General features: G+C 30.7%; 22 protein-coding genes. 3 read left to right on the forward strand and 19 right to left on the reverse strand.

The features are described 5' to 3' along the window. Nucleotides 1-93: 93 nt before the first annotated feature. Both AXE85_RS06220 and AXE85_RS06225 read right to left on the reverse strand, forming a co-directional pair. On the reverse strand, nucleotides 94-1284 hold the full coding sequence (locus tag AXE85_RS06220; RefSeq protein ID WP_062173994.1) for an NAD(P)/FAD-dependent oxidoreductase: 1191 nt from the start codon (nucleotides 1282-1284) through the stop codon (nucleotides 94-96). 37 nt (nucleotides 1285-1321) lie between these two features. Further along, on the reverse strand, nucleotides 1322-1687 hold the full coding sequence (locus AXE85_RS06225) for a HesB/IscA family protein (RefSeq protein WP_062173996.1): 366 nt from the start codon (nucleotides 1685-1687) through the stop codon (nucleotides 1322-1324). 140 nt (nucleotides 1688-1827) lie between these two features. Between AXE85_RS06225 and AXE85_RS06230 the strand changes: the two genes are divergently transcribed. Then, nucleotides 1828-2082, forward strand: a complete 255-nt coding sequence (locus AXE85_RS06230; protein WP_062173998.1) for a NifU family protein — start codon at nucleotides 1828-1830, stop codon at nucleotides 2080-2082. 100 nt (nucleotides 2083-2182) lie between these two features. On the opposite strand, the gene AXE85_RS06235 is transcribed toward AXE85_RS06230, so the two are convergent. From AXE85_RS06235 to AXE85_RS06305, 16 genes are all read right to left on the reverse strand, one after another. Further along, nucleotides 2183-3244 carry a M42 family metallopeptidase gene (locus AXE85_RS06235; protein ID WP_062174000.1) on the reverse strand — a complete coding sequence of 354 codons (1062 nt, stop codon included), beginning with the start codon at nucleotides 3242-3244 and terminating at the stop codon, nucleotides 2183-2185. A 1-nt stretch (nucleotide 3245) separates the two neighbouring features. Continuing rightward, nucleotides 3246-3521: a hypothetical protein gene (locus tag AXE85_RS06240; protein WP_021752928.1), complete on the reverse strand. Its 276-nt coding sequence runs from the start codon at nucleotides 3519-3521 to the stop codon at nucleotides 3246-3248. Nucleotides 3522-3531: 10 nt separating this feature from the next. After that, complete coding sequence (locus tag AXE85_RS06245) at nucleotides 3532-4404, reverse strand: 2-oxoacid:ferredoxin oxidoreductase subunit beta (protein ID WP_062174002.1); 873 nt, start codon at nucleotides 4402-4404, stop codon at nucleotides 3532-3534. A 1-nt stretch (nucleotide 4405) separates the two neighbouring features. Further along, nucleotides 4406-6151: a 2-oxoacid:acceptor oxidoreductase subunit alpha gene (locus tag AXE85_RS06250; RefSeq protein ID WP_062174004.1), complete on the reverse strand. Its 1746-nt coding sequence runs from the start codon at nucleotides 6149-6151 to the stop codon at nucleotides 4406-4408. Between the two features lie 267 nt (nucleotides 6152-6418). Then, on the reverse strand, nucleotides 6419-8224 hold the full coding sequence (locus tag AXE85_RS06255) for an ABC transporter substrate-binding protein (protein ID WP_062174006.1): 1806 nt from the start codon (nucleotides 8222-8224) through the stop codon (nucleotides 6419-6421). Between the two features lie 384 nt (nucleotides 8225-8608). Then, the gene (locus tag AXE85_RS06260; RefSeq protein WP_062174007.1) at nucleotides 8609-9073 is read right to left on the reverse strand and encodes a LysM peptidoglycan-binding domain-containing protein; all 465 of its coding nucleotides are present in this window, start codon (nucleotides 9071-9073) and stop codon (nucleotides 8609-8611) included. 16 nt (nucleotides 9074-9089) lie between these two features. Continuing rightward, nucleotides 9090-9266 (reverse strand): DUF6501 family protein, encoded by a 177-nt coding sequence (locus tag AXE85_RS08480; protein WP_169721097.1) that lies wholly within the window; start codon nucleotides 9264-9266, stop codon nucleotides 9090-9092. 46 nt (nucleotides 9267-9312) lie between these two features. Then, the gene (panF, locus tag AXE85_RS06265; RefSeq protein ID WP_062174009.1) at nucleotides 9313-10770 is read right to left on the reverse strand and encodes a sodium/pantothenate symporter; all 1458 of its coding nucleotides are present in this window, start codon (nucleotides 10768-10770) and stop codon (nucleotides 9313-9315) included. Continuing rightward, nucleotides 10770-11015, reverse strand: a complete 246-nt coding sequence (locus AXE85_RS06270; RefSeq protein WP_062174011.1) for a YhdT family protein — start codon at nucleotides 11013-11015, stop codon at nucleotides 10770-10772. Before AXE85_RS06270 ends, panF begins: the two co-directional genes overlap by 1 nt. After that, nucleotides 11008-11610 carry a phosphatase PAP2 family protein gene (locus AXE85_RS06275; protein ID WP_062174014.1) on the reverse strand — a complete coding sequence of 201 codons (603 nt, stop codon included), beginning with the start codon at nucleotides 11608-11610 and terminating at the stop codon, nucleotides 11008-11010. Before AXE85_RS06275 ends, AXE85_RS06270 begins: the two co-directional genes overlap by 8 nt. A 1-nt stretch (nucleotide 11611) precedes the next feature. Next, the gene (locus tag AXE85_RS06280; protein ID WP_062174017.1) at nucleotides 11612-12694 is read right to left on the reverse strand and encodes an undecaprenyldiphospho-muramoylpentapeptide beta-N-acetylglucosaminyltransferase; all 1083 of its coding nucleotides are present in this window, start codon (nucleotides 12692-12694) and stop codon (nucleotides 11612-11614) included. A gap of 2 nt (nucleotides 12695-12696) precedes the next feature. Further along, the gene (gene coaD / locus AXE85_RS06285) at nucleotides 12697-13188 is read right to left on the reverse strand and encodes a pantetheine-phosphate adenylyltransferase (protein ID WP_062174019.1); all 492 of its coding nucleotides are present in this window, start codon (nucleotides 13186-13188) and stop codon (nucleotides 12697-12699) included. A gap of 2 nt (nucleotides 13189-13190) precedes the next feature. Next, entirely contained in the window at nucleotides 13191-13742 is a 552-nt protein-coding gene (rsmD, locus tag AXE85_RS06290) for a 16S rRNA (guanine(966)-N(2))-methyltransferase RsmD (protein ID WP_062174021.1), read from the reverse strand. Nucleotides 13743-13802: 60 nt separating this feature from the next. Next, nucleotides 13803-14072 carry a DUF2129 domain-containing protein gene (locus AXE85_RS06295; protein WP_062174023.1) on the reverse strand — a complete coding sequence of 90 codons (270 nt, stop codon included), beginning with the start codon at nucleotides 14070-14072 and terminating at the stop codon, nucleotides 13803-13805. A gap of 11 nt (nucleotides 14073-14083) precedes the next feature. Beyond that, nucleotides 14084-16171 (reverse strand): polyribonucleotide nucleotidyltransferase, encoded by a 2088-nt coding sequence (pnp, locus tag AXE85_RS06300; protein WP_062174024.1) that lies wholly within the window; start codon nucleotides 16169-16171, stop codon nucleotides 14084-14086. Nucleotides 16172-16430: 259 nt separating this feature from the next. After that, on the reverse strand, nucleotides 16431-18866 hold the full coding sequence (locus tag AXE85_RS06305; protein ID WP_062174026.1) for a Cna B-type domain-containing protein: 2436 nt from the start codon (nucleotides 18864-18866) through the stop codon (nucleotides 16431-16433). Nucleotides 18867-19378: 512 nt separating this feature from the next. Between AXE85_RS06305 and AXE85_RS08875 the strand changes: the two genes are divergently transcribed. Together AXE85_RS08875 and AXE85_RS06315 are read left to right on the forward strand one after the other, a co-directional pair. Beyond that, complete coding sequence (locus AXE85_RS08875; protein WP_021752421.1) at nucleotides 19379-19537, forward strand: transposase; 159 nt, start codon at nucleotides 19379-19381, stop codon at nucleotides 19535-19537. A gap of 179 nt (nucleotides 19538-19716) precedes the next feature. Next, nucleotides 19717-21003, forward strand: coding sequence for an ISL3 family transposase (locus tag AXE85_RS06315; RefSeq protein ID WP_062174028.1), 1287 nt, complete (start codon nucleotides 19717-19719; stop codon nucleotides 21001-21003). Between the two features lie 198 nt (nucleotides 21004-21201). On the opposite strand, the gene AXE85_RS06320 is transcribed toward AXE85_RS06315, so the two are convergent. Beyond that, nucleotides 21202-25323 (reverse strand): Cna B-type domain-containing protein, encoded by a 4122-nt coding sequence (locus tag AXE85_RS06320; protein ID WP_062174030.1) that lies wholly within the window; start codon nucleotides 25321-25323, stop codon nucleotides 21202-21204. Nucleotides 25324-25603: the final 280 nt, after the last annotated feature.

Raw genomic sequence — 25603 nt, forward strand, 5'->3', positions numbered from 1 at the left:
ACTGTTTATTACAACTATTCGATAAATAATATTTTTATTAAAAAATAAAAACAGCCGAGTTTCCTCAGCTGTCTATCATACTTAATAATTAGATTATAATATACGTTGATTTTTAAGAGCGGTCATAAAGTCCGTTAATTCATAAATTGCTTTTGCTTCTATTATTTTTTTCAATTTCGCCGCTTTAAATCCTTTTGATTTTTTACCGCCCATTACATCTGCTATTCCGTTTTTAGCTCCTAATGAACATACTACACCGCGATTAATATATTTAAAATCTCCAACTTGTTTTCCGCTAATTCTTGCTCCTACATATTGTCCCATTTGGTTAGAAATTTGTGCTGTTGTAGGGTAAGGTCTTTCTTGACCTGTTTCTATAAATGCTGCACAGTCACCAATTACATATACATCGTCCATTCCGGGAACCGTTAACTGTTGAGTTGTTATTAATCGGCCACGTTTTGCCAATTCAGGGAACGTTTCATCCATAAGTTTATTCCCTCGTACCCCGGCAGTCCATACTAATGTGCTAGCTTTAGGTTCTTTTCTTTCCCCGTCTATTTCAACGATGAAACCATCTTTAGTTGCACCTTTAATACCCGCTCCTAAAGTAATCTCAATACCTTGATCTTCTAAAAATTTCTTAGCATAATCGCTATATTCTTTAGTAAACATTGGCAACAATTTTGGTGCTGCATCAAAAGCACGAATTTTCACCAATTTTTCATCAATACCATATTTAGAACACAATTCTTTTCTTCTATGTAATAACTCTGCAAGAAACTCAGTACCGGCTAATCCTACTCCTCCAACTATAATGGAAATATCTTTTTCATCTTTTTCTTCAGATGTCGCATATTTTCTAAAATTATCTTCAATAGTTGTAGAAATTTTTTCAGCTGCTTTGACATTTGTTATCGGCATCGCATATTCTGCCATTCCTTCGATACCGAATGTTTCTGATTGGAAGCCTAAACCGATTACCAATATATCATAATCAAGCTCATGTTTTTTAGTTAATACTATTTTTTTCTCGGTATCAATTTTGATAACTTCATCTTGGATAAAATCCGCACCGGCAGGTAAAATATTTTTTATTTCGATTGTAATATCTTTTGCAGGAATATTCCCTGAAGAAACTTCATGTAAATTGACTGTATCATAATGATAAGAATTTTTATTTACTAAAGTAACTTTTACTTCTCCTGCTTTAATAGCCTTTTTCAAGCCTTTCAGCGTTGTTAAACCTGCGTATCCCGCTCCTAAAATTACTACATTTTTCATGATATTTTCTCCTTTTATTTATATATTTCTTAAATTATTAATGCCCACAACAACAGCAGCCACCACAGCAGCCTCCATCTTCATCATCATAAATTTCCATCATGTTAGGATTATGCAACGTAAATTCACTTCCAAACTCGTCTTGTACATAATCAATCTCAAGACCTTTTAGAAGCAATTCATCTTCTTCGTTTACTACCATTTTTAACTCGTTAAATGTATAAACCTTATCTCCTTCAATTAATTCGTCTTTAATGTCCATGCTATATTGCATTTGTGTCCCATCTAATACTATAGCTATCTTCAAATAACTGTCCTTTTTATTAGCATCAAACAGTAACTCTTGAAATTTTTTAACAGCTATATCTGTTACAGTTATTATTTGATCTACTGTGTTAGTCATAATATTTTCCCTCGTTTACTTTATTTTATACTATTATTATAACCGTTTTTCTGGTAAAATAATAGTATAATGTCTTAATTTTATATAATTTTTAAAATATATAACTTTATATGATATATTTTTACTGATGAGGTGTTATTTTGAATACAGAATATTTTAATACTATAAATAAAATAAAACTTGAATTAGACAAAATTCGTCCAAAATTAATTGCAGACGGTGGCGATATAGAATTTATTAACTTTAAAGACGGGATTCTAAAATTAAGATTTAAGGGTGAATGCGCAACCTGTGAGCTGTCACATATTACTATGAAATATGCCATTGAAAAAAATATAAAAGAAAAAATTCCGGAGGTCAAAAAAGTTTCTGAGGTCAAACTTAAAATTGTATAGTAAATATATTCAATATATTATTTTACACAACAATTTAATCTTTTAATTATTCTATAAAAAAATCAGACTGTCATTCAACAAGTCTGATTTTTCTAATTTTCTATTTTCTTATATCTTCAATAAATTTATCATCAATCGTTTCTATTAATTTTTCTAAAATTGATTTTGCCGCATAATAATCTCTTATGTCAAAAATTGAATTATGTGTGTGAATATATCTGGCACAAATCCCTATTACGGTAGTCGGTACTCCCGTTAATGCCTGATGAATATTTCCACCATCCGTTCCACCGGGTGATGTGAAATACTGATATTTTATATTATTTTTTTCTGCAAGTTCCACTATTTTTTCTCTCATATTTGGGCGGAGTACCATTGTTCTATCAACAAGTCTTACTAAAAATCCTTCTCCCAGACGACCGTTACTGGTAGCAGAACCGTCCATATCATTAGCAGGGCTACAATCAACAACAAAACAAACATCGGGCTTCACCATATGAACCGCCGCACTTGCTCCACGTAATCCCACTTCTTCTTGAACAGTGGCGCAAACCACCAAATTAATATCCAACTCTTTATCAGCAAACTGTTCTAATATTTCAGTAATAATTACACAACCGTATCTATTGTCTATAGCTTTGCTCATAAAACGATATTCTGTAAGTTGTTCAAAATTGGTTTTCGGTGTTACAAAAGCACCCTCTCTAATACCCATTTCTAAAACTTCTTCTCGTGAAGCAGCTCCAAGATCTATCGTCATATCGTTTATTTTAACATTTTGTGCTATCCCTGCTGTAAAATGTTTCGGTATAGAGCCTATTACCCCGGTAAATTTTTTACCCTCATATGAAGTTATAGTATAAGTTTGTGCTAACAAAACATCTTCTCTAAAACCGCCAAGTGTTTCAAATTTTAACATCCCGTTCGGTAAAATTTTTGTTACAATAAAACCGACTTCATCCATATGTGCTGCTATCATGACAGTTTTAGCATTTTCTTTTTTTGATTTTTTTATTGCATAAATTCCACCTAAATTATCGTATTTAATTTCATCAGCATATTTTGATAAATTCTCTTCTAAATATTTAGAAATTTCGTTTTCAAATCCTGATGTTCCGTCTAACATTGTTAGCTCTTCAAATCTTTTTAATGCACTGCTCATTTTATTCTACCTCTTTTATATATTCTATTTCTTCATTTTCCTTACTATATTTCACCTCATAACTTTTTTCTTTTTCATCAAAATAAAACATCAGATAGTTATTCTCTTTCAAATTTAATGAATAACTATTATTAACCTCGAAACCTTTCGCTATTAATTTATTACGGCATCTATCTATATGCTCATTATCTTCAATGATTTCATTGTATTTTTTGTAAAGATAATAATTGGTAACTGCCGCTAGTCCTAATACTAATAATATTTTTCTTTTTTTCATTCGAAACCTCTTATCTAAATTCATCACATAATTTATTAAACAAATCTTCACTAAAATTCAAATTTTGATGTGCAACGGGTTCATCACGTTTATAATTTTTTAATATATCTTCATAATGTTTTTTTTGCGTATTTTTATAGATAACACCCGTGACCAAATCATTATATTCTTCCAATATACGATATGCCTCTAACTTATTTGTATTATCATAACCTTCTATGTCATCCAATTTAGTTAGGTTTTCTTTATACCAAGCCGGTGTGTTTTTGTAATTATAAGTTTTACATGGGCTAAATACATTAACTAATGAAAACCCATCATGTTGTACCGCTTCTTCAAAAATCTGCATCATTTGTTTCATATCTCCGGTAAATGCCTGTGCTAAAAAAGTTACTTTACAAGATAAAGCGATCTTCATAGCGGATAAAGGTTTTTCCATTACGCCTTCTAATGTCGTTGTTGTAATAAGTCCTTCATCCGATTTCGGTGACATTTGCCCTTTAGTTAAGGCATAAAGTTGATTATCCATTACCACATAAGTCATATTAATATTTCGTTTCATTGCATGAACCGCATGCCCTATACCGATAGCATAACCATCTCCATCTCCCCCCATTGCAAAAACCGTCAAATCTTGATTTGCTAATTTTATTCCTTGAGCAACAGGTAATGAACGTCCATGAAGCCCTTGTACGCCATATGCCTTTGTGTAACCGCTAATTTTCCCGGAACAACCTATACCGGCAGAAATAACAACATTTTCCGGCTTTATACCTAAATTGACAATAGCTCTATTAATTCCGGCAAGAACTGAATAATCACCACAACCGGCACACCAATCGGGTTTAACATCATTTTTATAATCTTTTAATGTTACTTTCAAATTATTTCTCCTCCTCCAATATTTGTTCTATAAGTTGGTGAGTATAATAAATATCACCGTCATATTTTAATAAACTACCCAATTTATGTGAGTTGTGATATTTACTTGCAATAACAGTACGAAGTTGTTTGTTATGATTATGTTCTACAATATAGACTTTTCTATATTTATCAAAAGTATCACGAATTTCCTGTGCTACCGGATAGATTTGTCTTATTTGCATAGTATCTATCTTCATACCTTGTTCTTTTAATTGTTTAGCAGCTTTATTAAGAACACCGTAAGTTGCATTTACACCCACTAATAATATATCTTTTTCATCATTGTATTCATGTAACACAAACGGTTTATCCAACAAAGCATTTTCAATTTTATTGGAACGTTTTTCTTTTTGACGCACTGTATTTCTTTTTACTTCTGACGGAAGTCCGACAATAGAATGCTCATAACTGTTGGCATTGTGTATTCCTCCTTTTTGCCCCGGAATTGTTCTGTCAGAAACAAGAACATCAGTAGCATAACGCTTAAAATAAATAATATCTTCTTCTGTAATATCTTCTTGTTTTAATAACTGACCACGGTCTATTTTTACTTTGCTAAAGTCAAAATTCGGAACAGTTTCCTTATTCATTCCAAGTTGTAAATCCATTAATACGATAACAGGAGTTTGATATCTTTCAGCCATATTAAATGCATCTATCATAATATAGAAACAATCTTCTACAGAAATAGGAGCAAGAACTATCCTTGAAGCATCACCTGTCCCACCATAAACAGCATGAAAAATATCCGATTGTTCAGTTTTTGTCGGAAGTCCGGACGATGGACCGCCACGCTGAACGTCTACTATAACTACCGGTTGTTCCGCCATAACGCCCATCCCTAGAAACTCTGTCATAAGTGAAATACCGGGACCTGATGTAGCCGTCATGGCACGAACCCCGGCGAAATTAGCCCCAATAGCTACACCTAGTGCGGCTATCTCATCTTCCGTTTGAATATAAGCGCCTTTTACAGTTGGTAACTTATCAAATAAATACTCCATTATTTCTGTAGCCGGTGTAATTGGATAACCTGAATACAATCTACATCCGGCAACCAACGCTCCAAAACCTGCTGCATGATTACCGACAAGCCACATATTTTTTTGTTCCTTTGGCTCTAATTCTTTAAGATAGTATTTATTACCGATATTGTTTTCATTCATAAAGGTTGTCATAATTTCACATCCTTTATCGAATGCCTGAATATTCGTATTTACTATTTCTTCGCCTTTGCTTGAGAATTTTGTTTCAATCATTTCATAAAATATCTTATCCTCTATATTCAAAAGTGCTGAGCATATACCAAGTGTTATAATATTTTTTATAATGGGATTAGAAATTTCTTTAGCCAAATCCGTAATTGGAAATACAGCGATTATACTCTTAATCTCTTCTGAAAAAACAGGTTTAATTTTTTCGTCAACAATAATAATACTATGCTCATCCAACTCTGCAATATAATTATCAAGTGTCGCCTGGTCAAAAGCTATTAAAATATCTGTTTTATAATCTATTACATTAATTCTTTCTTCTGAAATACATATTTTACTATTACTATGTCCACCTTTAATTCTACTAGCAAAATCTCTGGTAGAATACATGTGGTATCCAAGTGTATTTATAGCAGTGGAGAAAATTTCCGCCGTACTTTCTAATCCTTCTCCTTGTTCTCCACCTATTTTCCATCCTAATTTATTTATCATATAATCTCCTTTAATCTCTTTCATTAGAAATTTATCCGTTGATCTCTTAATACTTTATTTTAACATATTTAGGAAAATTTTTCCATTTAATAATATTTATTATCAATTGGCACAAACCAGTTATTATTAACAATATTCGCAGCTAATTATCTTAAATATTAATTTTAATTTTTATCTAAATTTTGTATTATATTTAGGAAAACAAATAATAATTAAAGAACACTGTAACACTATTTTAATAATGCTACAGTATTCTTAATTTTTTAATTAGTTTTTGACACCTTTATCTGCTGTTAGTTCCAATTCATAAAATTGCTGATCAAAAGTGTTATATTTTTTTAAGTCAAGATTTTTTATACGTTTATTTACCCAAACAATATCGGTATTCCAACTCAACGGCAACCACGGACTAGCAGCAGCAAAATCTTCATCAAATTTATTAAATGCTTCTTTTATTTTAGCATCATCAAATGAATCTATAGAATCTATTTGTTCTAAATCTTTTATCAGCTTATCATCAATATAGCGCGGTAAATTTAATTTCGATGTTTCTCCGGCTATGTAATTCGGATTTGGATTGTTAAAGAATCCCCATGCTCCTTGGAAAATATCTATCTCAGAATCATCCGCTTGAACACGTGTTGACCAATCTTTTGCCGATAATAGTTTACCGTCTACTAATTTTACATCTAAGCCAACTTCTTTCCAAGATTTTATGAAATTATCTGCAAGTGCTTGATCCAAATCACTTCCTGTATTACGAACAGCAAAGTTAAATGATACTTTGTTTCCGTTTTTATCTTCTCGAATACCGTCATTATCTTTATCTTTAAATCCGGCTTCATCTAATAATTTTTTAGCTTTTTCCACATCTTTCTTGTATTTTTTTCCATTAGGATTTTCTGCTAATTCTATACGCGGAGGGAAAAAACCGGAACCTGTTGGAGTATATCTTAACCCTTTAAATAACTTTTCATTAATTTGATCCCAATCAACAGCATATCCAAATGCTTGTCTTACTTTAACATCAGCCAGTTTTGCATTTGAATTTGTTACAACTTTTCCTTTTTCTTTATCAAGTTTTCCCAGTTTAAATCCTACATATGATACGTAAAGATCTGTTTGCCCTAGTATTGAACCATTATTTGCATCTTTTACATTTTCCCAAATATTAGGACTTAAAGCACGAATATAATCAACATCACCATTTTTTATAACTGCGGCTGCTTGTGCCGGAGAAACAGCTTTAAATTCGATTTCTTTAACTTTTACTTTATCTTTATTATAATAATATGGATTTTGTTTTGCTAAGACACTTTCTCCATTGACTTGTTTATCAAGATAATACGGCCCATAAGATAATGGTTTTGTATTCAATTCCGCACCCGAGAATTTTCCAAAATCTTTTGATGCTTCAGCTATTTGATCTTTATTTAAAAATACCGTTAAAAATCCTGTTCCCCATAATATTGACGGTTTTACTTCCGTATATTTAATAACAACAGTCTTATTATCTTTTTTTGTAATACCTGAAATACTATCTACTTTTCCGTTATGATATTCTTTCATTCCTTCTATTACTTCGTAATCTTCAGAATATCTAATATTCTCAACATACTTAGGATTTCCCATTAAATGATAAGTTGCCACAATATCATCTGCTGTTACATCTTGTCCATTATTCCATTTCAAATCACTTCGTAAAGTTACAGTTGCTTCTTTTTTATCTTTATCTAAATGAAACTTAGCCGGCGCATTACCATCATCTTGTTTTAAACGATAATCTTTATCTAACGCAAATGTATATAACATTGTATCTCTCATTATATAATAATCTGTCGCTTGCAAGAAGAAAATTGGGTTAAACATTCCTGTTAACGGATCAGCTGACAAAATACCGATTTTCAAATGTCCATTATTAATTGTATTACCGCCGTTATCTACAGATGTTTTAAATTCTACCGCCGGTTTCGTTTCATCTCTCGTTTTCTTATTCTGGCTAGTCGAACACCCGGCCAACACTAAAGACAGTGCCACCGTTGAACTAAACACCTTCAACATATTTTTTTTCATAATTATATACCTCTCTTTTCTATATTTTGATTACAAAATAAAAAAATCCTCACAGAACAATTGCTCTGCAAGGACGCCTTAGCGTGTTACCACCTTGTTTTATAATATTTTTACAAATATTAACTCACTAAGTACAAAGAATTAATTTTTATTCTAAATACCGTAAGCTATAACGGGCTTTACCGTAGTAATTTAATTATTCAACTACTAACACCAAAAGACCATCTTCAAAGTTTTTAATTTAATCTCTTTTCAGCTACCAAGACTCTCTAAATAAATTTTCCACTTTTACTTTTCTTTTCATTGTGTAATCTATTGTGACATTTAGTATATCAATTTTAGAAAATCTTGTCAATATGAAATACAATTTTTTATTTTACAAAATTACAATTTTGGTATTTGAATTTTTTGCCCGGCATTTAAGTTATTATTTTGCATATTGTTAGCTTCTTTTATTTTTTCAACACCCGCTTTAGTATTACTTTCTCCGTATGCCGCCGCAGCTATAGTGAATAAAGTATCCCCTGTTTTTACAGTATATTCCTGACCTGCAATCGCTTTTTTTGATGTATTTGCAGTTGAATTATTCGTGTTGTTGTTATTCGAAGTATTGTTAGAAGCATTATTTGACACTTTTTCTTCATTGGCCTTTGGGATATTGCTATCAGTAGCTTTGTTTTCCTCCGGGACCTTGGCCGTCTGTGTAGTATTTGTAGTTTGGACGGTCGGGTTTTGTTTTGATTTTCCTGTTATCGAATTACCTAAAACTGTCATACCTAAAAGAATAACCGGTGCTAAAATAACAAACATTACCACTAAAACCATATTTTTAACAGATTTTTTGCTCATAGCGTTCACCACACCTCTATTTTACTTCTTCAAAATATTCATGATAGTAACCGCCAACTTTACCGCTATTATCGATTACAAAAATATATTCTTCCGTAACATTAACAACTTCGTATTCTTTTCCAACAGTCAACATATCACTCACTGTAAATTTCTTCGCATCTGTATGTTTTACTATAACTTTTTTCATCATTGCTTATGCCTCCTTAACTTACATTTTTATTTTATTATAATATTATTTATTTTTCAATTGTTTTCTTAGAGTTAATTAATGAAATAAGTACAAAAACAACTAAAGATATTATTAATGAAATAACTACCGGCTCTATTGATTTCACAATGTACACTTTTTTAAAAATTATATAACTTGTTAAACCGAATACAATAGACATAATTGCACCATATTTCTCCGCATACTTCCAATATAATCCCAGTAAAATAGGCCATAAAAATGTAGCCTCTAAACCACCAAATGCAAAAAGATTAACATTAACAATCAAACTTGGCGGTTGCATACTGATAAACATAATTAAAATTATAACAAGGATATTAATTGTATACACAAATACCGGAACTTTTTTTCCTGTTATCTTTTCTTTTATTGCTTTATTATTGAAAAGTACATCTTTTATTAATGCAGATGAAATTAATAAAAATTGAGCATTAACAGTCGTTATTATCGCCGCCATAGGTGCAGCCAATACTAAAGCTGCCAAATACCACGGCAATATTTTAAGTGTAATAATCGGAATTACAGAATCATAATCTTTTATATCCGGAAAAACTCCACGTGCCATAACACCGATTAAATGTACCCCAAACATAACTATAAAAATTACTATACTTCCAACAATAATCGATTGTTTTAAGCTACGCTTATTTTTATATAACATAGAATTAATAGCTATTTGCGGAATACCTATAACACCTACACCGACTAATACCCAAAACGAGCTAACATACTTTGCTGTCAAACTGCCATCCGCTCCAAATGGTGATAGTATTTTCTCATTTGTTAATAATAAATTATTGGTAATATTTTCAACTCCTCCACCGTAGTGAATAACCGCATATAATAAAATAATTGTTGAAAACACCATAATTAACCCTTGTATCATGTCGGTAATTAAAATATTTTTTAACCCACCGAACACAACGCAAAAAATAATAATGACAGAAATAAGAAATATCCCGGTTTTATATTCTATCCCCATAAAAGCTGACAGTAACTTTGCACCGCCGACCCATTGAGCCGACATTGCCGCAATCAAGAATACTATCATTGCCAATGATGATAAATAAGCAACAACATTTGATTTATATCTATTTTTTAAATAATCGCTAATGGTAATAGCATTTATTTCTTTGGCTACCTTTCTGAACTTTTTAGCAAGAACAAGAAGTACGAAATATCCGGTTACCACCTGAATAACCGCTAAAAGCACCCAACCATAACCTAACTTATACGCTACACCCGGTCCACCTAAAAATGTTGAAGCCGAACCATATGTTGACATCAACGTTATCGCCAATACTATCCCACTTACTTTTCTGTCAGCTAAATAATATTTCTCAAAAAAACCAATATGTCGTTGTCCCGAATGACTAAATCTGTTTAAGATAAGTGGTAATAGTATAATAGTTAAAAATATTACCGTAAATAAAATTAATATTTTATAATCTACTGTATATTTCATTATTTTTCCTCCTCTTTTATTTCACGATTAAATAATAGATTTGCAAAAATAATTACAAGAATTATTATAAAAACACTAACCACTATTGAACTGTAAAAAAACCATTCCGGTAATCCTAAAATATATTTATAATCTTTTACATCAACGTCACTATATCTTATATAAGCGAAATAATACCATAAAGCAAAGTTGATTATAACCAACCCGACTGCTACTACTCCCTCTTTATTCTTTAATCTATTCATTTCTTCTTCCTATTACCCCCATTAGTATATTATATATATCAATATAATATATTTTCATTAAATCTACAACTATACTGCCCAGTAACAGCCCTGCCACTACATCCGTTAAAAAATGTGCTCCCAATATTAATCTTGATATAGGTACAAGAATTATCGCAAAAATTCCAATAACACGAACCAAATTTTTCTTATTAATTATAAAAGTTAATGCTAAGAAAAATAATATTACAAAAGTAGAATGGCCACTAGGAAAACTAAAACCGTCATGAACATCTGGGAGCGGTCTTACTCTTTGAACGCTATATTTAACAACAGTTAATAATAAGCCGCCAAATCCTGCAGTAAAAAACATAAACACCGCTTTTGGTAACTCTTTTATCCATGCAAGAAATACTGATAATAAAATCATAATGACCAGCAACAATTTATCATTAAAAACTAGCGAGATTATTTTAGCTAATGAGCCTAATAATTTTATTTCAATTAAATCAGCTATAATTTTATCAAATGAATTTGTCGGATATTTTATCGCAACTACCAATAATAGCAAAAAACACACCACTTTGACATAAGTTAAGAGTTTTATATTTTTCATATTATTTTCTCACTCCTACTATATTTAATATTTTTTTGTAAAAATCTGTTACATTATTAATAACTTTCTTTTCTTTTTTATATTCAATCATAGACTTTTTATATCGGTCTAAATTATTATAAAATTCACCAATTTCGGTTAAATCTAAATCAACAAATTCTTCCTCAAATATAACTTTAGAAAAATTATTTTTTTCAAAAAATTTAGCATTTTCAATCTGATCTCCTCGACTTTGATTAATACCGAGCGGTACTAAAATAGCCGGTTTTTCAAGTGCTAAAAACTCATATAAAGCATTTGCTCCGGCTCTTGAAATCGTAAAATCGGTTATTTGAAATACATCAAACAGCTCTTTTGATAAAAATTCATACTGTCTATAACCTTGTGCTACAATATTATCATTTATTAGACCTTTACCTACCAGATGAATAATTTGATATTTTTCAACAAGTTCTGAAATGTTATTCCAAATATAATCGTTTAATATTTTAGAACCGAGTGAGCCTCCCATCACCAATATAATGGGTTTTTCTTCATTAAAATCGGTAAATTCATAACCTTTTTCTTTTTTCCCGCTATAAATGTCATCTCTTACTATTGCTCCGATAAGACTGGCTTTGCCGTTTGGTAAATATTTTATAGTATCCTCAAAAGTCGTAAAAATATGATCGCAAAATTTAATATTAATTTTATTTGCCAACCCCGGTGTTAAATCTGATTCATGCAAAACAACCGGTATTTTTAAAAGTTTCGCCGCTATACAAACCGGAACACTTACAAATCCACCTTTAGAAAACACAAAATCGGGTTTCTCTTTTTTTAATATTAAGATTGCATCAATTATTCCCTTTAAAACTTTAAATGGATCTACAAAATTTTCCCACGAAAAATATCTTCTTAATTTCCCTGAACTAATAGCATAATACTTTACATCAGAAATTTTTTCAATCATTTCTTTTTCTATACCTTTTTTACTACCAATATAAGAAATTTTATATCCATTTTTCTTAAATTCAGGTATAAGTGCTACATTAACGGAAACATGTCCCGCTGATCCACCACCTGTGAAAAGAACCTTATTCACTTTTATTCTCTCTCTTTCATTTTCATTTCTAATTTTTCTTCCACATTTTTTGGAACAAATTTTGATAAATCCGCTCCAAATCCTGATACACCTTTTACAATACTGGAACTTATAAATGAGTATTGTTTGTTTGCCATCATATAAAAAGTCTCGATATTTTCATCAAGTGCCTTATTCATAAAAGTCAGCTGCATTTCATATTCAAAATCTGAAACGGCTCTTAGCCCTCTTACGATTACATTAGATCCTACCGATTTCGCATAATTAACTAATAACCCTGAAAACGAATCAACTCTAACATTTTTTATATTTTCTATTGATTTTTCTATCATTTCAACACGTTCTTCAAGAGTAAATAGGTACTTCTTGTCAGGATTGACCAAAATAGCCACTATTACCTCATCAAACAATTCTACGCTTCTTTTTATTATATCAATATGCCCATATGTAATTGGATCAAAACTTCCGGGTACGATTGCTATCTTTTTCTTCATTTTCATTCTCCATACTCAAAGATTATTATGTCTGTTATGCCATACTGTTTTTCTTTTATAATCTCCAATTTTTTATCTTTTATTGTAATTTTTTCCGTATTACTCTTTTCGCAAACAACTAAACACTTATTTGCACATATATTATTTTCTAATATAGCTTGCAAGCTGCAGTCAATAAGACCTTTATTATAAGGAGGATCTAAAAAAATCAAATCAAACTTTTCTTCTTTTTTCCAAAAAATTTTTAAAGCTCTCTTATAGTCGTTACGATAAATTTCATAATTTTTTTTATCAATCTTACATCTTTCCACATTCGAACGAATAGTCTTTATAGCATTACTACTTCCATCAATAAATGTAGCATGTTTTGCTCCACGGCTAAGACTTTCTATACCTAGTCCTCCTGTTCCACCAAAAAGATCCAATACTTTAAGATCATAACAATCAATCATGTTAAATAAATTTTCTTTTATTTTATCAGTTGTCGGTCGGGTGTTCATCCCTTCAACAGCATTTAATTTTATAGATTTATATTTTCCTGCTATTACTCTCATTGTTCCTCACACAAATATTTAGTAATTTTTGCAAAAAGGAGGTTAATATCCTCCTTTATTCTATCCTTGTGATAAAGATAAATTTTTATCTAAATGTTCAAAGCTAAGGTGCAGATCTGACATTTGTGATAATTCTATTTTTTTCACAAATTTTTTCTTTTTCAAATCTGCTATAATAGATTCTATTCTACTTTCATCAACATAAATACAGGCATATCTCCCACGTCTAGAGTAAGAAATAAAATTCCCATATTTCTCTAATTTGTTTAAATCTTTAAAACTTTTAAAATAAACGTAAATACCACGTCTTTCTTTCTCAAATAATTCCATAACTTGTTCTCCTAGAAATTAGCAGTGGCATCGACACGACCTTTTTCGTCAATTTTTATAACTTTAACTTTTAAAGTATCACCGATTTTTACAACATCTTCCACTTTATTTACACGTTCTTTAGCTAATTTCGAAATATGTACAAGGGCGTCGACACCGGGGAATAACTCAACAAAAGCGCCGAATTTTTCAATACGTTTTACTTCCGCTAAATAAATTTCCCCTACTTCTGCTTCTCTTACTATATTTTCAATAATATCTATTGCTTTATTAATTTGCTCCAAATCCGGTGATGAAATAAATACTTCTCCCGTCTGTTCAATATCAATTTTAACACCTGTTTGTTCAATAATTTCATTAATAACCTTACCGCCGGAACCTATAACATCTTTAATTTTTTCAGGTTTAATTTTAATAATTTTAATTTTTGGTGCATATACTGAAACATCTTGACGTGGTTCAGAAATTACTTCATTCATGTGTGCTAGAATTTGAAGTCTTCCTATACGGGCTTGCTCCAAAGATTCTTTTAATATTTGCTCACTAAGCCCATCAATTTTTATATCCATTTGAAGTGCTGTTATACCTTCTGCTGTCCCGGCTACTTTAAAGTCCATATCTCCAAGATGATCTTCCATACCTTGAATATCCGTTAAAATAGTATAATGTTCATCTTTTTTTACAAGTCCCATGGCTATACCGGCTACTTGTGATTTAATTGGAACCCCTGCTGCCATAAGTGCCATAGACCCTGAACAAATTGTTGCTTGCGAACTTGAACCGTTTGATTCCAAAATTTCCGATACAACACGAATTGTATAAGGAAAATCTTCTTTTGACGGTATAACCTGTGATAATGCACGTTCACCTAATGCACCATGTCCTATCTCACGACGGCCAGGCGCACGACTGAACCCTACTTCACCTACAGAAAATGCCGGAAAATTATAATGAAGCATAAAACGTTTATTTTCTTCTTGTGTCAAATCGTCAATTATTTGTTCGTCAGATATATTGCCTAGCGTAACGACACCTAACGATTGCGTTTGTCCACGAGTAAATAAGGCTGATCCATGAGTTCTCGGTAATACATCAATACGTGATGCCAGTGGTCTTATTTCCGTTAAAGCTCGCCCGTCAGGTCTTACTTTATCTTCAGTTATTTCACGACGAACTTCATCTTTTACAATCTTATCTAATGAAAGTTTTGCTTCTTTAACTATATCTAGTTCATCTTCATCGCTTACACGTTCTTCAAATATCACTGTTACTCTTTCTTTTACAGAATTAATAGCTTCATCACGTTCTTGTTTGTCCTTTATTGCTATTGAAGTTTTCATATCGGTTAGTGCAAGTTCCAACACTTCATTATAAATAGTTTCATCAATGACTTTCAGCTCAATTTCCATTTTTTCTTGACCAATTTCGTTAACAATTTTCTGTTGGAAAGTAATAAGACGTTTAATTTCTTCATGTCCAAACATAATAGCATTTAACATTACTTCTTCCGATACCTCTTTTGCTCCGGCTTCAACCATGTTAATTGCTTCTATTGTTCCGGCTACTTTTAAATCTATTTCTGATTTTTCAAGTTGTTCAACACTTGGATTAATTATATATTCTCCATTTATAAATCCAACAGTAACACCGGCTATAGGTCCTTTAAACGGAATATTAGATACTGATAATGCTAATGAGCTGCCTAACATTGCTGCCATTACCGGATCACTATCATACTCTACTGACAAGACTGTTGAAATAACCTGTACTTCATTTCTAAAACCATCTTCAAACAATGGTCTAATCGGTCTATCAATCAAACGTGCCGCCAACGTCGCCTCTGTCCCCGGACGTCCTTCACGTCTTAAAAAACCGCCCGGAATTTTTCCGACAGCATACATTTTCTCTTCATAGTTTACTGTTAACGGAAAGAAATCTACATCTTTTGCTTCTTTAGAAGCAACCGCTGTCGTTAATACAACAGTATCCCCATATTTAACTACTACTGCTGCATTAGCTTGCTTCGCCATCTCACCTAACTCCACAGTTAATCGTTTCCCTGCCCATTGAGTTGTATAAATTTTTTTCTCTTGAAACATCTCTATTTCCTTTCAATATTTTTTCTAATCTTTATATAAATCGACTATTTTATTATATCATGAATACATTTTTTTACAAAGAAAAAAAGAATAGAAGTAACGACGGTAACATTTTTCTTTAAGTATGTTTAAAATTTTCGGTTGTATAATAAATATAGGGTATGGAAAAAAATCCATACCCTTAAATTTATTATACATATAAATCCATACATCAAGTTTTTATTGTATAATTTATTCCATTAACTTTACTACAAAGATATTAATTATCGTAGATTTTTTTTCTACCTACTATAAATAATGCAGCTGCCAACAATGCTATTCCTAAGTTTCCTAATCCACTGTCTGTTAGTCCTGTTTTTGGTAGTGGCGGTGTTGGTGGCGGTGGTAATAATTTATTTGTTAAATTATAACCATTTATTTCTTTTGTATATCCTGCTACATCTTCTTCATCTATTGTATAGCTAATTTCTTTTCCGTCTTTGTATTTATCCAAGTTATCAAAGCTGTATTTCCAGCCGTCTTTTTCTGTCACTTCTTTTGAAGCTACTTCTTTTCCGTCTGCTAGTAGTTTTACTTTGATTTTTGTTGGTCGTTTTCCATCTTGGTTGTTATTGTCGTTCCATGTTTTTAGTCCTTCAACTTTTGTTTTTTCAGGAACGTGTTTGTTTGTTAGATTGAAGCCGTCTACTGTTTTTTCGTAGAATTCCACTACTTCTTCATCTATTGTGTATTTGATTTCTTTTCCGTCTTTGTATTTATCCAAGTTATCAAAGCTATATTTCCAGCCGTCTTTTTCTGTCACTTCTTTTGAAGCTACTTCTTTTCCATCTGCTAGTAGTTTTACTTTGATTTTTGTTGGTCGTTTTCCATCTTGGTTGTTATTGTCGTTCCATGTTTTTAGTCCTTCAACTTTTGTTTTTTCAGGAACGTGTTTGTTTGTTAGATTAAAGCCGTCTACTGTTTTTTCGTAGAATTCTACTACTTCTTCATCTACTGTGTATTTAATTTCTTTTCCGTCTTTGTTGTATTTGTCCAAGTTATCAAAGCTGTATTTCCAGCCATCTTTTTCCGTTACTTCTTTTGAATCTACTTCTTTTCCGTCTGCTAGTAGTTTTACTTTGATTTTACTTGGTCGTTTCCCATCTTGGTTATTGTTGTCGTCCCATGTTTTTGTTCCACAGATTTTTATTTTAGCTTTTTCGTTAAGGACTTCTTTAGTTACTGATTTATCGCTACCGAAGTCACTTGGACCGATTTTTATTTCTGTCGGATCCAATTTATAACCGTCAGGTGCTTTGGTTTCTTTTATAGTATAGTTATCTTTTAACAATCCTTTAATTGATATTTTTCCGTCAGCATCTGTTGTAAACTTCCCTATTACTTGCCCGGTTGCATCACGTGTTACTTGGAATTCGGCACCTTTTAGTGCTTTTCCTCCATCTTTATCTTTTTTAAGTAAATTAATAGAGTATACATATCCTTCCGCTTTTCCTCCGGCTGCCAAATAGTTTAAAGTGAATTCTGCATCAGTATTAATTTTTCCATTATATTTTAATGTAGCTTTATTTTTAATTATCTCTCCATCAGCGGGTGTATAACCGGCTCTTATATCATAGGTTATTTTATAACCTTTTTTTCCAATATCTCCTAAATCAATAGTAAAACCTTTTTGATCATTATCTACTTTTATTTTATCCTTAAAATTAGCTGTAACTTCTTCCAAATTTTTATATTTCCATCGCACCTTGTCCCAATACCAGTCTAACTTATATATCTTAATGGTATTCGGCAATACTTTTACATTTTGAACATTATCATCTAATCTATCTTTAATCTTAACACTTTTCAAATCTATCATACTTCTATTAATAGAGATATCATAATGCAACAAACTCTTATCTTTTCTGTCTTGCCAACCACTTTTTCCCATTGTAGTATTATATCTTTTAGGTCCTTTATAATGTAATTTTCCAGAAGAAATAATTACTTTATTATTTATAGTAAAATTAAGGTCTATATCTATTTCCTGCTTAATTCTAGATTCATCTACCCTTGCATAAAAGTAAAATTCTCCCTTTACATCTGAATATTTTTCCGGATAATCTGTATACGTCAAGGTAATAGTTTTAGTATTTGGATTTATTAAAGCATTAGCAACAACATTATTTTTAGAATCTTTTATACTAAAATTTAGTGATCCCCCACCAAAGGTTAATTGTTCAGGTAACTTTATTGTAGTTGTATCTCCTTTTCGAACTACATTATTAGGCAATTCAAATGTTCCAGTTACTTTAAAATTTTGCCACTTCTCAACTTCACCACTAAGTGGTTTCCCATTTAAATCTGTTACATTAAAAGTTTTTATGACATTATCTCTCTCCATAACATCTCTAGATAGATCATTAATTATATTATCTGAAATATTCTTAACATCATCTCTTTTTTTCAGTGTTATATTTTCAATCCCTTTATTTATATTTCTTAACTGTTCCAGTGCTCTATCATTAGATTTCTTTTCTGTAGGTTCTTTGGAATCTTTATCTTTAACTTCTTTTTTTAGCACACCAGCACTATTTCTTCCCTGCTCTCCCCCTACTGCATTAGCAATATTTGAATTTGAACTTATAATTGTAGTTAGTATTGTACTACATATTAAAAGTATAGTTGCTATCCATATAAAAATTTTCTTTTTCATGAATAATGCTTCCTTTCTTTATATTTTTAAGTAGGATTTATTTTACACATTTTTTACGATATTATAAAACACCAGTAAATTAATTTAATCTAATAAAATAGTGCAAACTAGTATTCCCACTATGCGGTAGATTATAACACATCAAAATTATATTGTAAAATAATTCTTGAGTTTCATTATAATACTTTTTTGTTTTCTTATTATTTTTTCACCTTAAATTGTTGAATAATTTATATAAAATAATTTCAAAATAGTTATTTTTAATATTAATAATTACTAATTTTCATATAATTTTACTGTGTTAGAGATTTTGATTATCTACAATTATTTTTTATTTATTCTTCATACTATTTTATTATTTCTCTTCTACATATTTTTAATTTTCATTCTTTATTATAATTAATAAATATCCAATTATATTTTTTATTAGTGATTGGGCTAGAATAAACTAGACAGATATTAGTAAGAAAGATATAATAAAAAAAGGAGAGTCAAACCGAAGAGAACGAAGAGTGTTTAGCCAAGAATTTATAAAACAAATAGTAGAATTATACAAGACAGGAAAAAGAAAAAGCGAGATAATGAGAGAATATGAATTATCCTCAAGCACACTAGCTAGATGGATAAAACAATCAAAAAAACATGTTCATTCAAACACGCAGATAACTTAATAGAAAAAGAAAAAAACTACTACGATTAAGAAAAGAAAATCAAAAGTTTAAAAATGGAGAGTGATATTTTAGCAAACAGTGCTGATAATGGGATGAAAAGACTAATAATACAACAAAACAAAGACAAATATCCAATATAATTAAAGTGCAAAAAAATAAACTACGAAAGGATATCTGTCATGAATAATTTTAACACAAAATCAAAAGAAATAAAAGAGGGAGAATTCATTAAAAACCTACTACAAATAAAAGATAAAAACATAACTATTGAGAAAACACATAACGAAATTATAAAAAATAATCAAAAGCTCTTTGTATTTAAAGGTACTTTATCCTATACTCCTAATAAGTGTGAATGCTGTGGTTGTCTTAATAAAGGTTATACTGTAGTTAAAAACGGCTTTAATGAACTTACTAGAATTAATCTATTAAAAATATCTGGTATTCCTGCTTATTTGGAATTAAAAAAACAACGTTTTAAATGTAAATCTTGTAATAAAAAGTTTGTAGCTACTACTTCTTTTGTAGATAAATACTGTAGTATTTCTAAAAATGTTAAGTTTTCTATAATGAGTGATTTAGCTGATACTCTTTCTTTTAAACAAATTGCTAAAATGAATAATGTATCGGTTAATACTGTTATACGAACTCTTTATGATTGTAAATCTCATGTTGATATAACTAATTATTCCTTCTTACCTGAGTATTTATGTTTTGATGAGTTAAAGTTTACTAAAGATAGTAAAAATGGTATGAGCTTTATCTTTTCTAATGCTTTAACTCGTGAGATTATTGATACAGTCGATGGTAGAACCGAGTATATTTTAAATAATTATTTTTCCAGATTTTCTAAGGAGGCTAGATATAATGTTAAGGCTATTTGTATTGATATTTATACTCCGTATATGAAGTTAATTAAAAGTAAGTTTCCTAATGCTGAAATTGTTATAGATAGGCTTCATATTATCCAAAATATTAATAGAGAGCTTAATAAGACAGTTAAGTTAATGAATTGTTTTAAGGGTCAAAAAGGCATTAATTATACTCTTTTGAAGAATAATTGGAAGTTGATATTAGAAGATGAAAGTAATGTTACTCATGGTAAGTTTTTCTTTAATAGGAGTTTTAGGAGTTTAGTTACTAGCCGTGATATTTTGGATTATTTATTAGGATTAGATTGTATATTTAAGGCTAGCTATGAGAGGGTTCAGGATATTAGATATGCGATTAAGTATAGGAATAATACCTTACTTAGTTATTTGATAGATGAATCTACTTCCGGATTATCTATTGGTGTTTGTAAGGCTGTTAATACAATGCGAAAGTATAAGGAGTATATGCTTAATAGTGTTAGACATTCTATTTCTAACGGTTCATTAGAGGGTATTAATAATAAGATTAAGGTTTTAAAGAGAGTTTCTTATGGTTATAAAATAGCTTTTATAACTTTAGATTACGTATTTTAGTTGTTTCCAGGTTATTTGTTTCTGAGTATAAAAATAATATTCCTTTTAAGGGCGATTTGAAAAATGCTAAGCAACATTGTGTTGCTTAGCATTTCACCTTTATTTTTTCTTATGCCCCGTATTTGACATAGAACCAAAATTTACATACTAAATTTTATTGTATAATTTATTCCATTAACTTTATTACAAAGATATTAATTATCGTAGATATTTTTTTCTACCTACTATTAATAACGCAGCTGCCAACAATGCTATTCCTAAGTTTCCTAATCCACTGTCTGTTAGTCCTGTTTTTGGTAGTGGCGGTGTTGGTGGCGGTGGTAATAATTTATTTGTTAAATTATAACCATTTATTTCTTTTGTATATCCTGCTACATCTTCTTCATCTATTGTATAGTTAATTTCTTTTCCGTCTTTGTATTTATCCAAGTTATCAAAGCTGTATTTCCAGCCGTCTTTTTCTGTCACTTCTTTTGAAGCTACTTCTTTTCCGTCTGCTAGTAGTTTTACTTTGATTTTTGTTGGTCGTTTTCCATCTTGGTTGTTATTGTCGTTCCATGTTTTTAGTCCTTCAACTTTTGTTTTTTCAGGAACGTGTTTGTTTGTTAGATTGAAACCATCTACTGTTTTTTCGTAGAATTCCACTACTTCTTCATCTATTGTGTATTTGATTTCTTTTCCGTCTTTGTATTTATCCAAGTTATCAAAGCTGTATTTCCAGCCGTCTTTTTCTGTCACTTCTTTTGAAGCTACTTCTTTTCCATCTGCTAGTAATTTTACTTTGATTTTTGTTGGTCGTTTTCCGTCTTGGTTATTATTATCATCCCAAGTTTTTAGTCCTTCAACTTTTGTTTTTTCAGGAACGTGTTTGTTTGTTAGATTGAAACCATCTACTGTTTTTTCGTAGAATTCCACTACTTCTTCATCTATTGTGTATTTGATTTCTTTTCCGTCTTTGTATTTATCCAAGTTATCAAAGCTGTATTTCCAGCCGTCTTTTTCTGTCACTTCTTTTGAAGCTACTTCTTTTCCATCTGCTAGTAATTTTACTTTGATTTTTGTTGGTCGTTTTCCGTCTTGGTTATTATTATCATCCCAAGTTTTTAGTCCTTCAACTTTTGTTTTTTCAGGAACGTGTTTGTTTGTTAGATTGAAACCATCTACTGTTTTTTCGTAGAATTCCACTACTTCTTCATCTATTGTGTATTTGATTTCTTTTCCGTCTTTGTATTTATCCAAGTTATCAAAGCTGTATTTCCAGCCGTCTTTTTCTGTCACTTCTTTTGAAGCTACTTCTTTTCCATCTGCTAGTAATTTTACTTTGATTTTTGTTGGTCGTTTTCCGTCTTGGTTATTATTATCATCCCAAGTTTTTAGTCCTTCAACTTTTGTTTTTTCAGGAACGTGTTTGTTTGTTAGATTGAAACCATCTACTGTTTTTTCGTAGAATTCCACTACTTCTTCATCTATTGTGTATTTGATTTCTTTTCCGTCTTTGTATTTATCCAAGTTATCAAAGCTGTATTTCCAGCCGTCTTTTTCTGTCACTTCTTTTGAAGCTACTTCTTTTCCGTCTGCTAGTAATTTTACTTTGATTTTTGTTGGTCGTTTTCCGTCTTGGTTATTATTATCATCCCAAGTTTTTAGTCCTTCAACTTTTGTTTTTTCAGGAACGTGTTTGTTTGTTAGATTGAAACCATCTACTGTTTTTTCGTAAAATTCCACTACTTCTTCATCTATTGTGTATTTGATTTCTTTTCCGTCTTTGTATTTATCCAAGTTATCAAAGCTGTATTTCCAGCCATCTTTTTCCGCTACTTCTTTTGAAGCTACTTCTTTTCCGTCTGCTAGTAATTTTACTTTGATTTTTGTTGGTCGTTTTCCGTCTTGGTTATTATTATCATCCCAAGTTTTTAGTCCTTCAACTTTTGTTTTTTCAGGAACGTGTTTGTTTGTTAGATTGAAACCATCTACTGTTTTTTCGTAAAATTCCACTACTTCTTCATCTATTGTGTATTTAACTTCTTTCCCATTTTCATATTTTGGTAAGTTTTTAAATTCGTAATTCCAGTTGTCTTTTGTTACTTCTTTTTCTGCAACTTTACTTGTGTTTCCATCCACTGTTTTGTTTAGAATTACTTTAATTTTGCTTGGACGTTTTCCATCTTGGTTGTTATTGTCGTCCCATGTTTTTGTTCCGGCTATATTTACTATTTCCGGTGTGTAATTATTTTTCAGGTTGTACCCGTTTATTTCTTTTGTATATCCCGCTACTACTTCCTCATCTATTGTGTATTTGATTTCTTTTCCGTCTTTGTATTTATCCAAGTTATCAAAGCTATATTTCCAGCCGTCTTTTTCTGTCACTTCTTTTGAAGCTACTTCTTTTCCATCTGCTAGTAGTTTTACTTTGATTTTTGTTGGTCGTTTTCCATCTTGGTTGTTATTGTCGTTCCATGTTTTTAGTCCTTCAACTTTTGTTTTTTCAGGAACGTGTTTGTTTGTTAGATTAAAGCCGTCTACTGTTTTTTCGTAGAATTCTACTACTTCTTCATCTACTGTGTATTTAATTTCTTTTCCGTCTTTGTTGTATTTGTCCAAGTTATCAAAGCTGTATTTCCAGCCATCTTTTTCCGTTACTTCTTTTGAATCTACTTCTTTTCCGTCTGCTAGTAGTTTTACTTTGATTTTACTTGGTCGTTTCCCATCTTGGTTATTGTTGTCGTCCCATGTTTTTGTTCCACAGATTTTTATTTTAGCTTTTTCGTTAAGGACTTCTTTAGTTACTGATTTATCGCTACCGAAGTCACTTGGACCGATTTTTATTTCTGTCGGATCCAATTTATAACCGTCAGGTGCTTTGGTTTCTTTTATAGTATAGTTATCTTTTAACAATCCTTTAATTGATATTTTTCCGTCAGCATCTGTTGTAAACTTCCCTATTACTTGTCCGGTTGCATCACGTGTTACTTGGAATTCGGCACCTTTTAGTGCTTTTCCTCCGTCTTTATCTTTTTTAAGTAAATTAATAGAGTATACATATCCTTCCGCTTTTCCTCCGGCTGCCAAATAGTTTAAAGTGAATTCTGCATCAGTATTAATTTTTCCATTATATTTTAATGTAGCTTTATTTTTAAATATTTCTCCATCTGATGGGGTATAATCAGCTTTTATATCATATTTTATATAATAGCCCTCTTTCCCAATATCTCCTAATTCAAGAGAAAAACCTTTTTGGTCAGGATCCCATTTTATCTTAGCTTTATAATTATTAGTAACATCTTTATCATCTTTATGTTTCCAATGTCCATTGTCCCAATACCATTTAACTTTGTATATCCTAACAGTATCTTGTAACATTTTCACACCATAAGTATTATCATCCAGTCTATCTTGAACCCTTACCCCCTTCAAATCTTCTTCACTTTCATTAATGGCTATACTATAATGAAAAAGACTCTTATTATCTTTATCTTGCCAACCAACTTTTTCTATTATAGAATGATATTTTGGGTTAGGACCTTTATAATGTAATGTTCCTGCAGAAATTGTTACATCATTACTTATAGTGAATTTAAGATCAATATTTTTTTCTTCTTTAACCCTAGTTTCATCAACCCTTGCGTAGAAGAATAGTTCCCCTTTTACATCTGAGTGTTTTTCTGGATAATCCGTATATGTTAAAGTAATAGTTTTAGTATTAGGATCTATTACAGCATTTGCTACTAAATTACCATCAGCATCTTTTACTTCAAATTTTATTGCGCTCCCGCCAAATGTTAGTTGTTCAGGTAATTTTATTGTGGTTGTATCATCTTTCTTCACTTTATTATTAGGAAGAGAAAACTCCGCATATACCCTAAATGTTCTCCACATTTCGACCGTATTATTAGGTATTGTCCCTCCATCATAACTTTTAATATACATTTTAGTAATTACATCATTATGTATTGCAGCATTTCTTGCCAGAGATTTTATTATATTATCAGAGATATTTTCGGTTTCACCTCTTTTCTCTGATACAATATTTGTAGTCCCTTTAGCACTAACACCTAAGTCCGCAGTATTGTCAGCTTTTTTATTTGTTTTTGCTGTATTATCAACTTTATCGCTAACTTTTTTTTCTGTAGCTTCGGTATTCTTGCCTTGAGTTTCTTTTTTAACTGCATTTTTTTGTACTTTTGTACTTGTAGTTAAATTCTCTCCCTGTTTTCCACCTTCTGCCCTAGCAATATTTGTATTTGAGCTTATAACTGTAGTCAATATTGTGCTACATATTAAAAGCACAGTCGTTATCCATATAAAAATCTTCTTTTTCATGAATAATACTTCCTTTCTTTGTATTTTTAAGTAGGATTTATTTTACACCTTAAATATGATATATATTATAACATACCTGACAAGACAAACACACTCATATTAGCAATGCAAACTAACAACCTACCCCAAAATATATTGTAACATACTGTAGTTTTATTGTAAAATAAATCCTATTTTTATATCCATTTAATTAAACTGATTTTGTGTTTGAACACAGTTATACTGTTTATAAAAACCTTTTGTTATGGTTATTGAATTATTTTTACATAAATTAAATACT

Source organism: Gemella sp. oral taxon 928 (assembly GCF_001553915.1).
Lineage (GTDB): Bacteria > Bacillota > Bacilli > Staphylococcales > Gemellaceae > Gemella > Gemella massiliensis.

What these genes read in the sequence shown, in the direction of transcription:
- AXE85_RS08480 (WP_169721097.1), bottom strand. Translation starts at nt 9,266, where the DNA reads ATGATGAAAAAAGTTATAGTAAAACATACAGATGCGAAGAAATTTACA.
- AXE85_RS06240 (WP_021752928.1), bottom strand. Translation starts at nt 3,521, where the DNA reads ATGAAAAAAAGAAAAATATTATTAGTATTAGGACTAGCGGCAGTTACC.
- AXE85_RS06260 (WP_062174007.1), bottom strand. Translation starts at nt 9,073, where the DNA reads ATGAGCAAAAAATCTGTTAAAAATATGGTTTTAGTGGTAATGTTTGTT.
- AXE85_RS06275 (WP_062174014.1), bottom strand. Translation starts at nt 11,610, where the DNA reads ATGAAAAATATAAAACTCTTAACTTATGTCAAAGTGGTGTGTTTTTTG.
- pnp (WP_062174024.1), bottom strand. Translation starts at nt 16,171, where the DNA reads ATGTTTCAAGAGAAAAAAATTTATACAACTCAATGGGCAGGGAAACGA.
- panF (WP_062174009.1), bottom strand. Translation starts at nt 10,770, where the DNA reads ATGAAATATACAGTAGATTATAAAATATTAATTTTATTTACGGTAATA.
- AXE85_RS06235 (WP_062174000.1), bottom strand. Translation starts at nt 3,244, where the DNA reads ATGAGCAGTGCATTAAAAAGATTTGAAGAGCTAACAATGTTAGACGGA.
- AXE85_RS06320 (WP_062174030.1), bottom strand. Translation starts at nt 25,323, where the DNA reads ATGAAAAAGAAGATTTTTATATGGATAACGACTGTGCTTTTAATATGT.
- coaD (WP_062174019.1), bottom strand. Translation starts at nt 13,188, where the DNA reads ATGAAGAAAAAGATAGCAATCGTACCCGGAAGTTTTGATCCAATTACA.
- rsmD (WP_062174021.1), bottom strand. Translation starts at nt 13,742, where the DNA reads ATGAGAGTAATAGCAGGAAAATATAAATCTATAAAATTAAATGCTGTT.
- AXE85_RS06295 (WP_062174023.1), bottom strand. Translation starts at nt 14,072, where the DNA reads ATGGAATTATTTGAGAAAGAAAGACGTGGTATTTACGTTTATTTTAAA.
- AXE85_RS06270 (WP_062174011.1), bottom strand. Translation starts at nt 11,015, where the DNA reads ATGAATAGATTAAAGAATAAAGAGGGAGTAGTAGCAGTCGGGTTGGTT.
- AXE85_RS06315 (WP_062174028.1), top strand. Translation starts at nt 19,717, where the DNA reads ATGAATAATTTTAACACAAAATCAAAAGAAATAAAAGAGGGAGAATTC.
- AXE85_RS06305 (WP_062174026.1), bottom strand. Translation starts at nt 18,866, where the DNA reads ATGAAAAAGAAAATTTTTATATGGATAGCAACTATACTTTTAATATGT.
- AXE85_RS06220 (WP_062173994.1), bottom strand. Translation starts at nt 1,284, where the DNA reads ATGAAAAATGTAGTAATTTTAGGAGCGGGATACGCAGGTTTAACAACG.
- AXE85_RS06250 (WP_062174004.1), bottom strand. Translation starts at nt 6,151, where the DNA reads ATGATAAATAAATTAGGATGGAAAATAGGTGGAGAACAAGGAGAAGGA.
- AXE85_RS06225 (WP_062173996.1), bottom strand. Translation starts at nt 1,687, where the DNA reads ATGACTAACACAGTAGATCAAATAATAACTGTAACAGATATAGCTGTT.
- AXE85_RS06255 (WP_062174006.1), bottom strand. Translation starts at nt 8,224, where the DNA reads ATGAAAAAAAATATGTTGAAGGTGTTTAGTTCAACGGTGGCACTGTCT.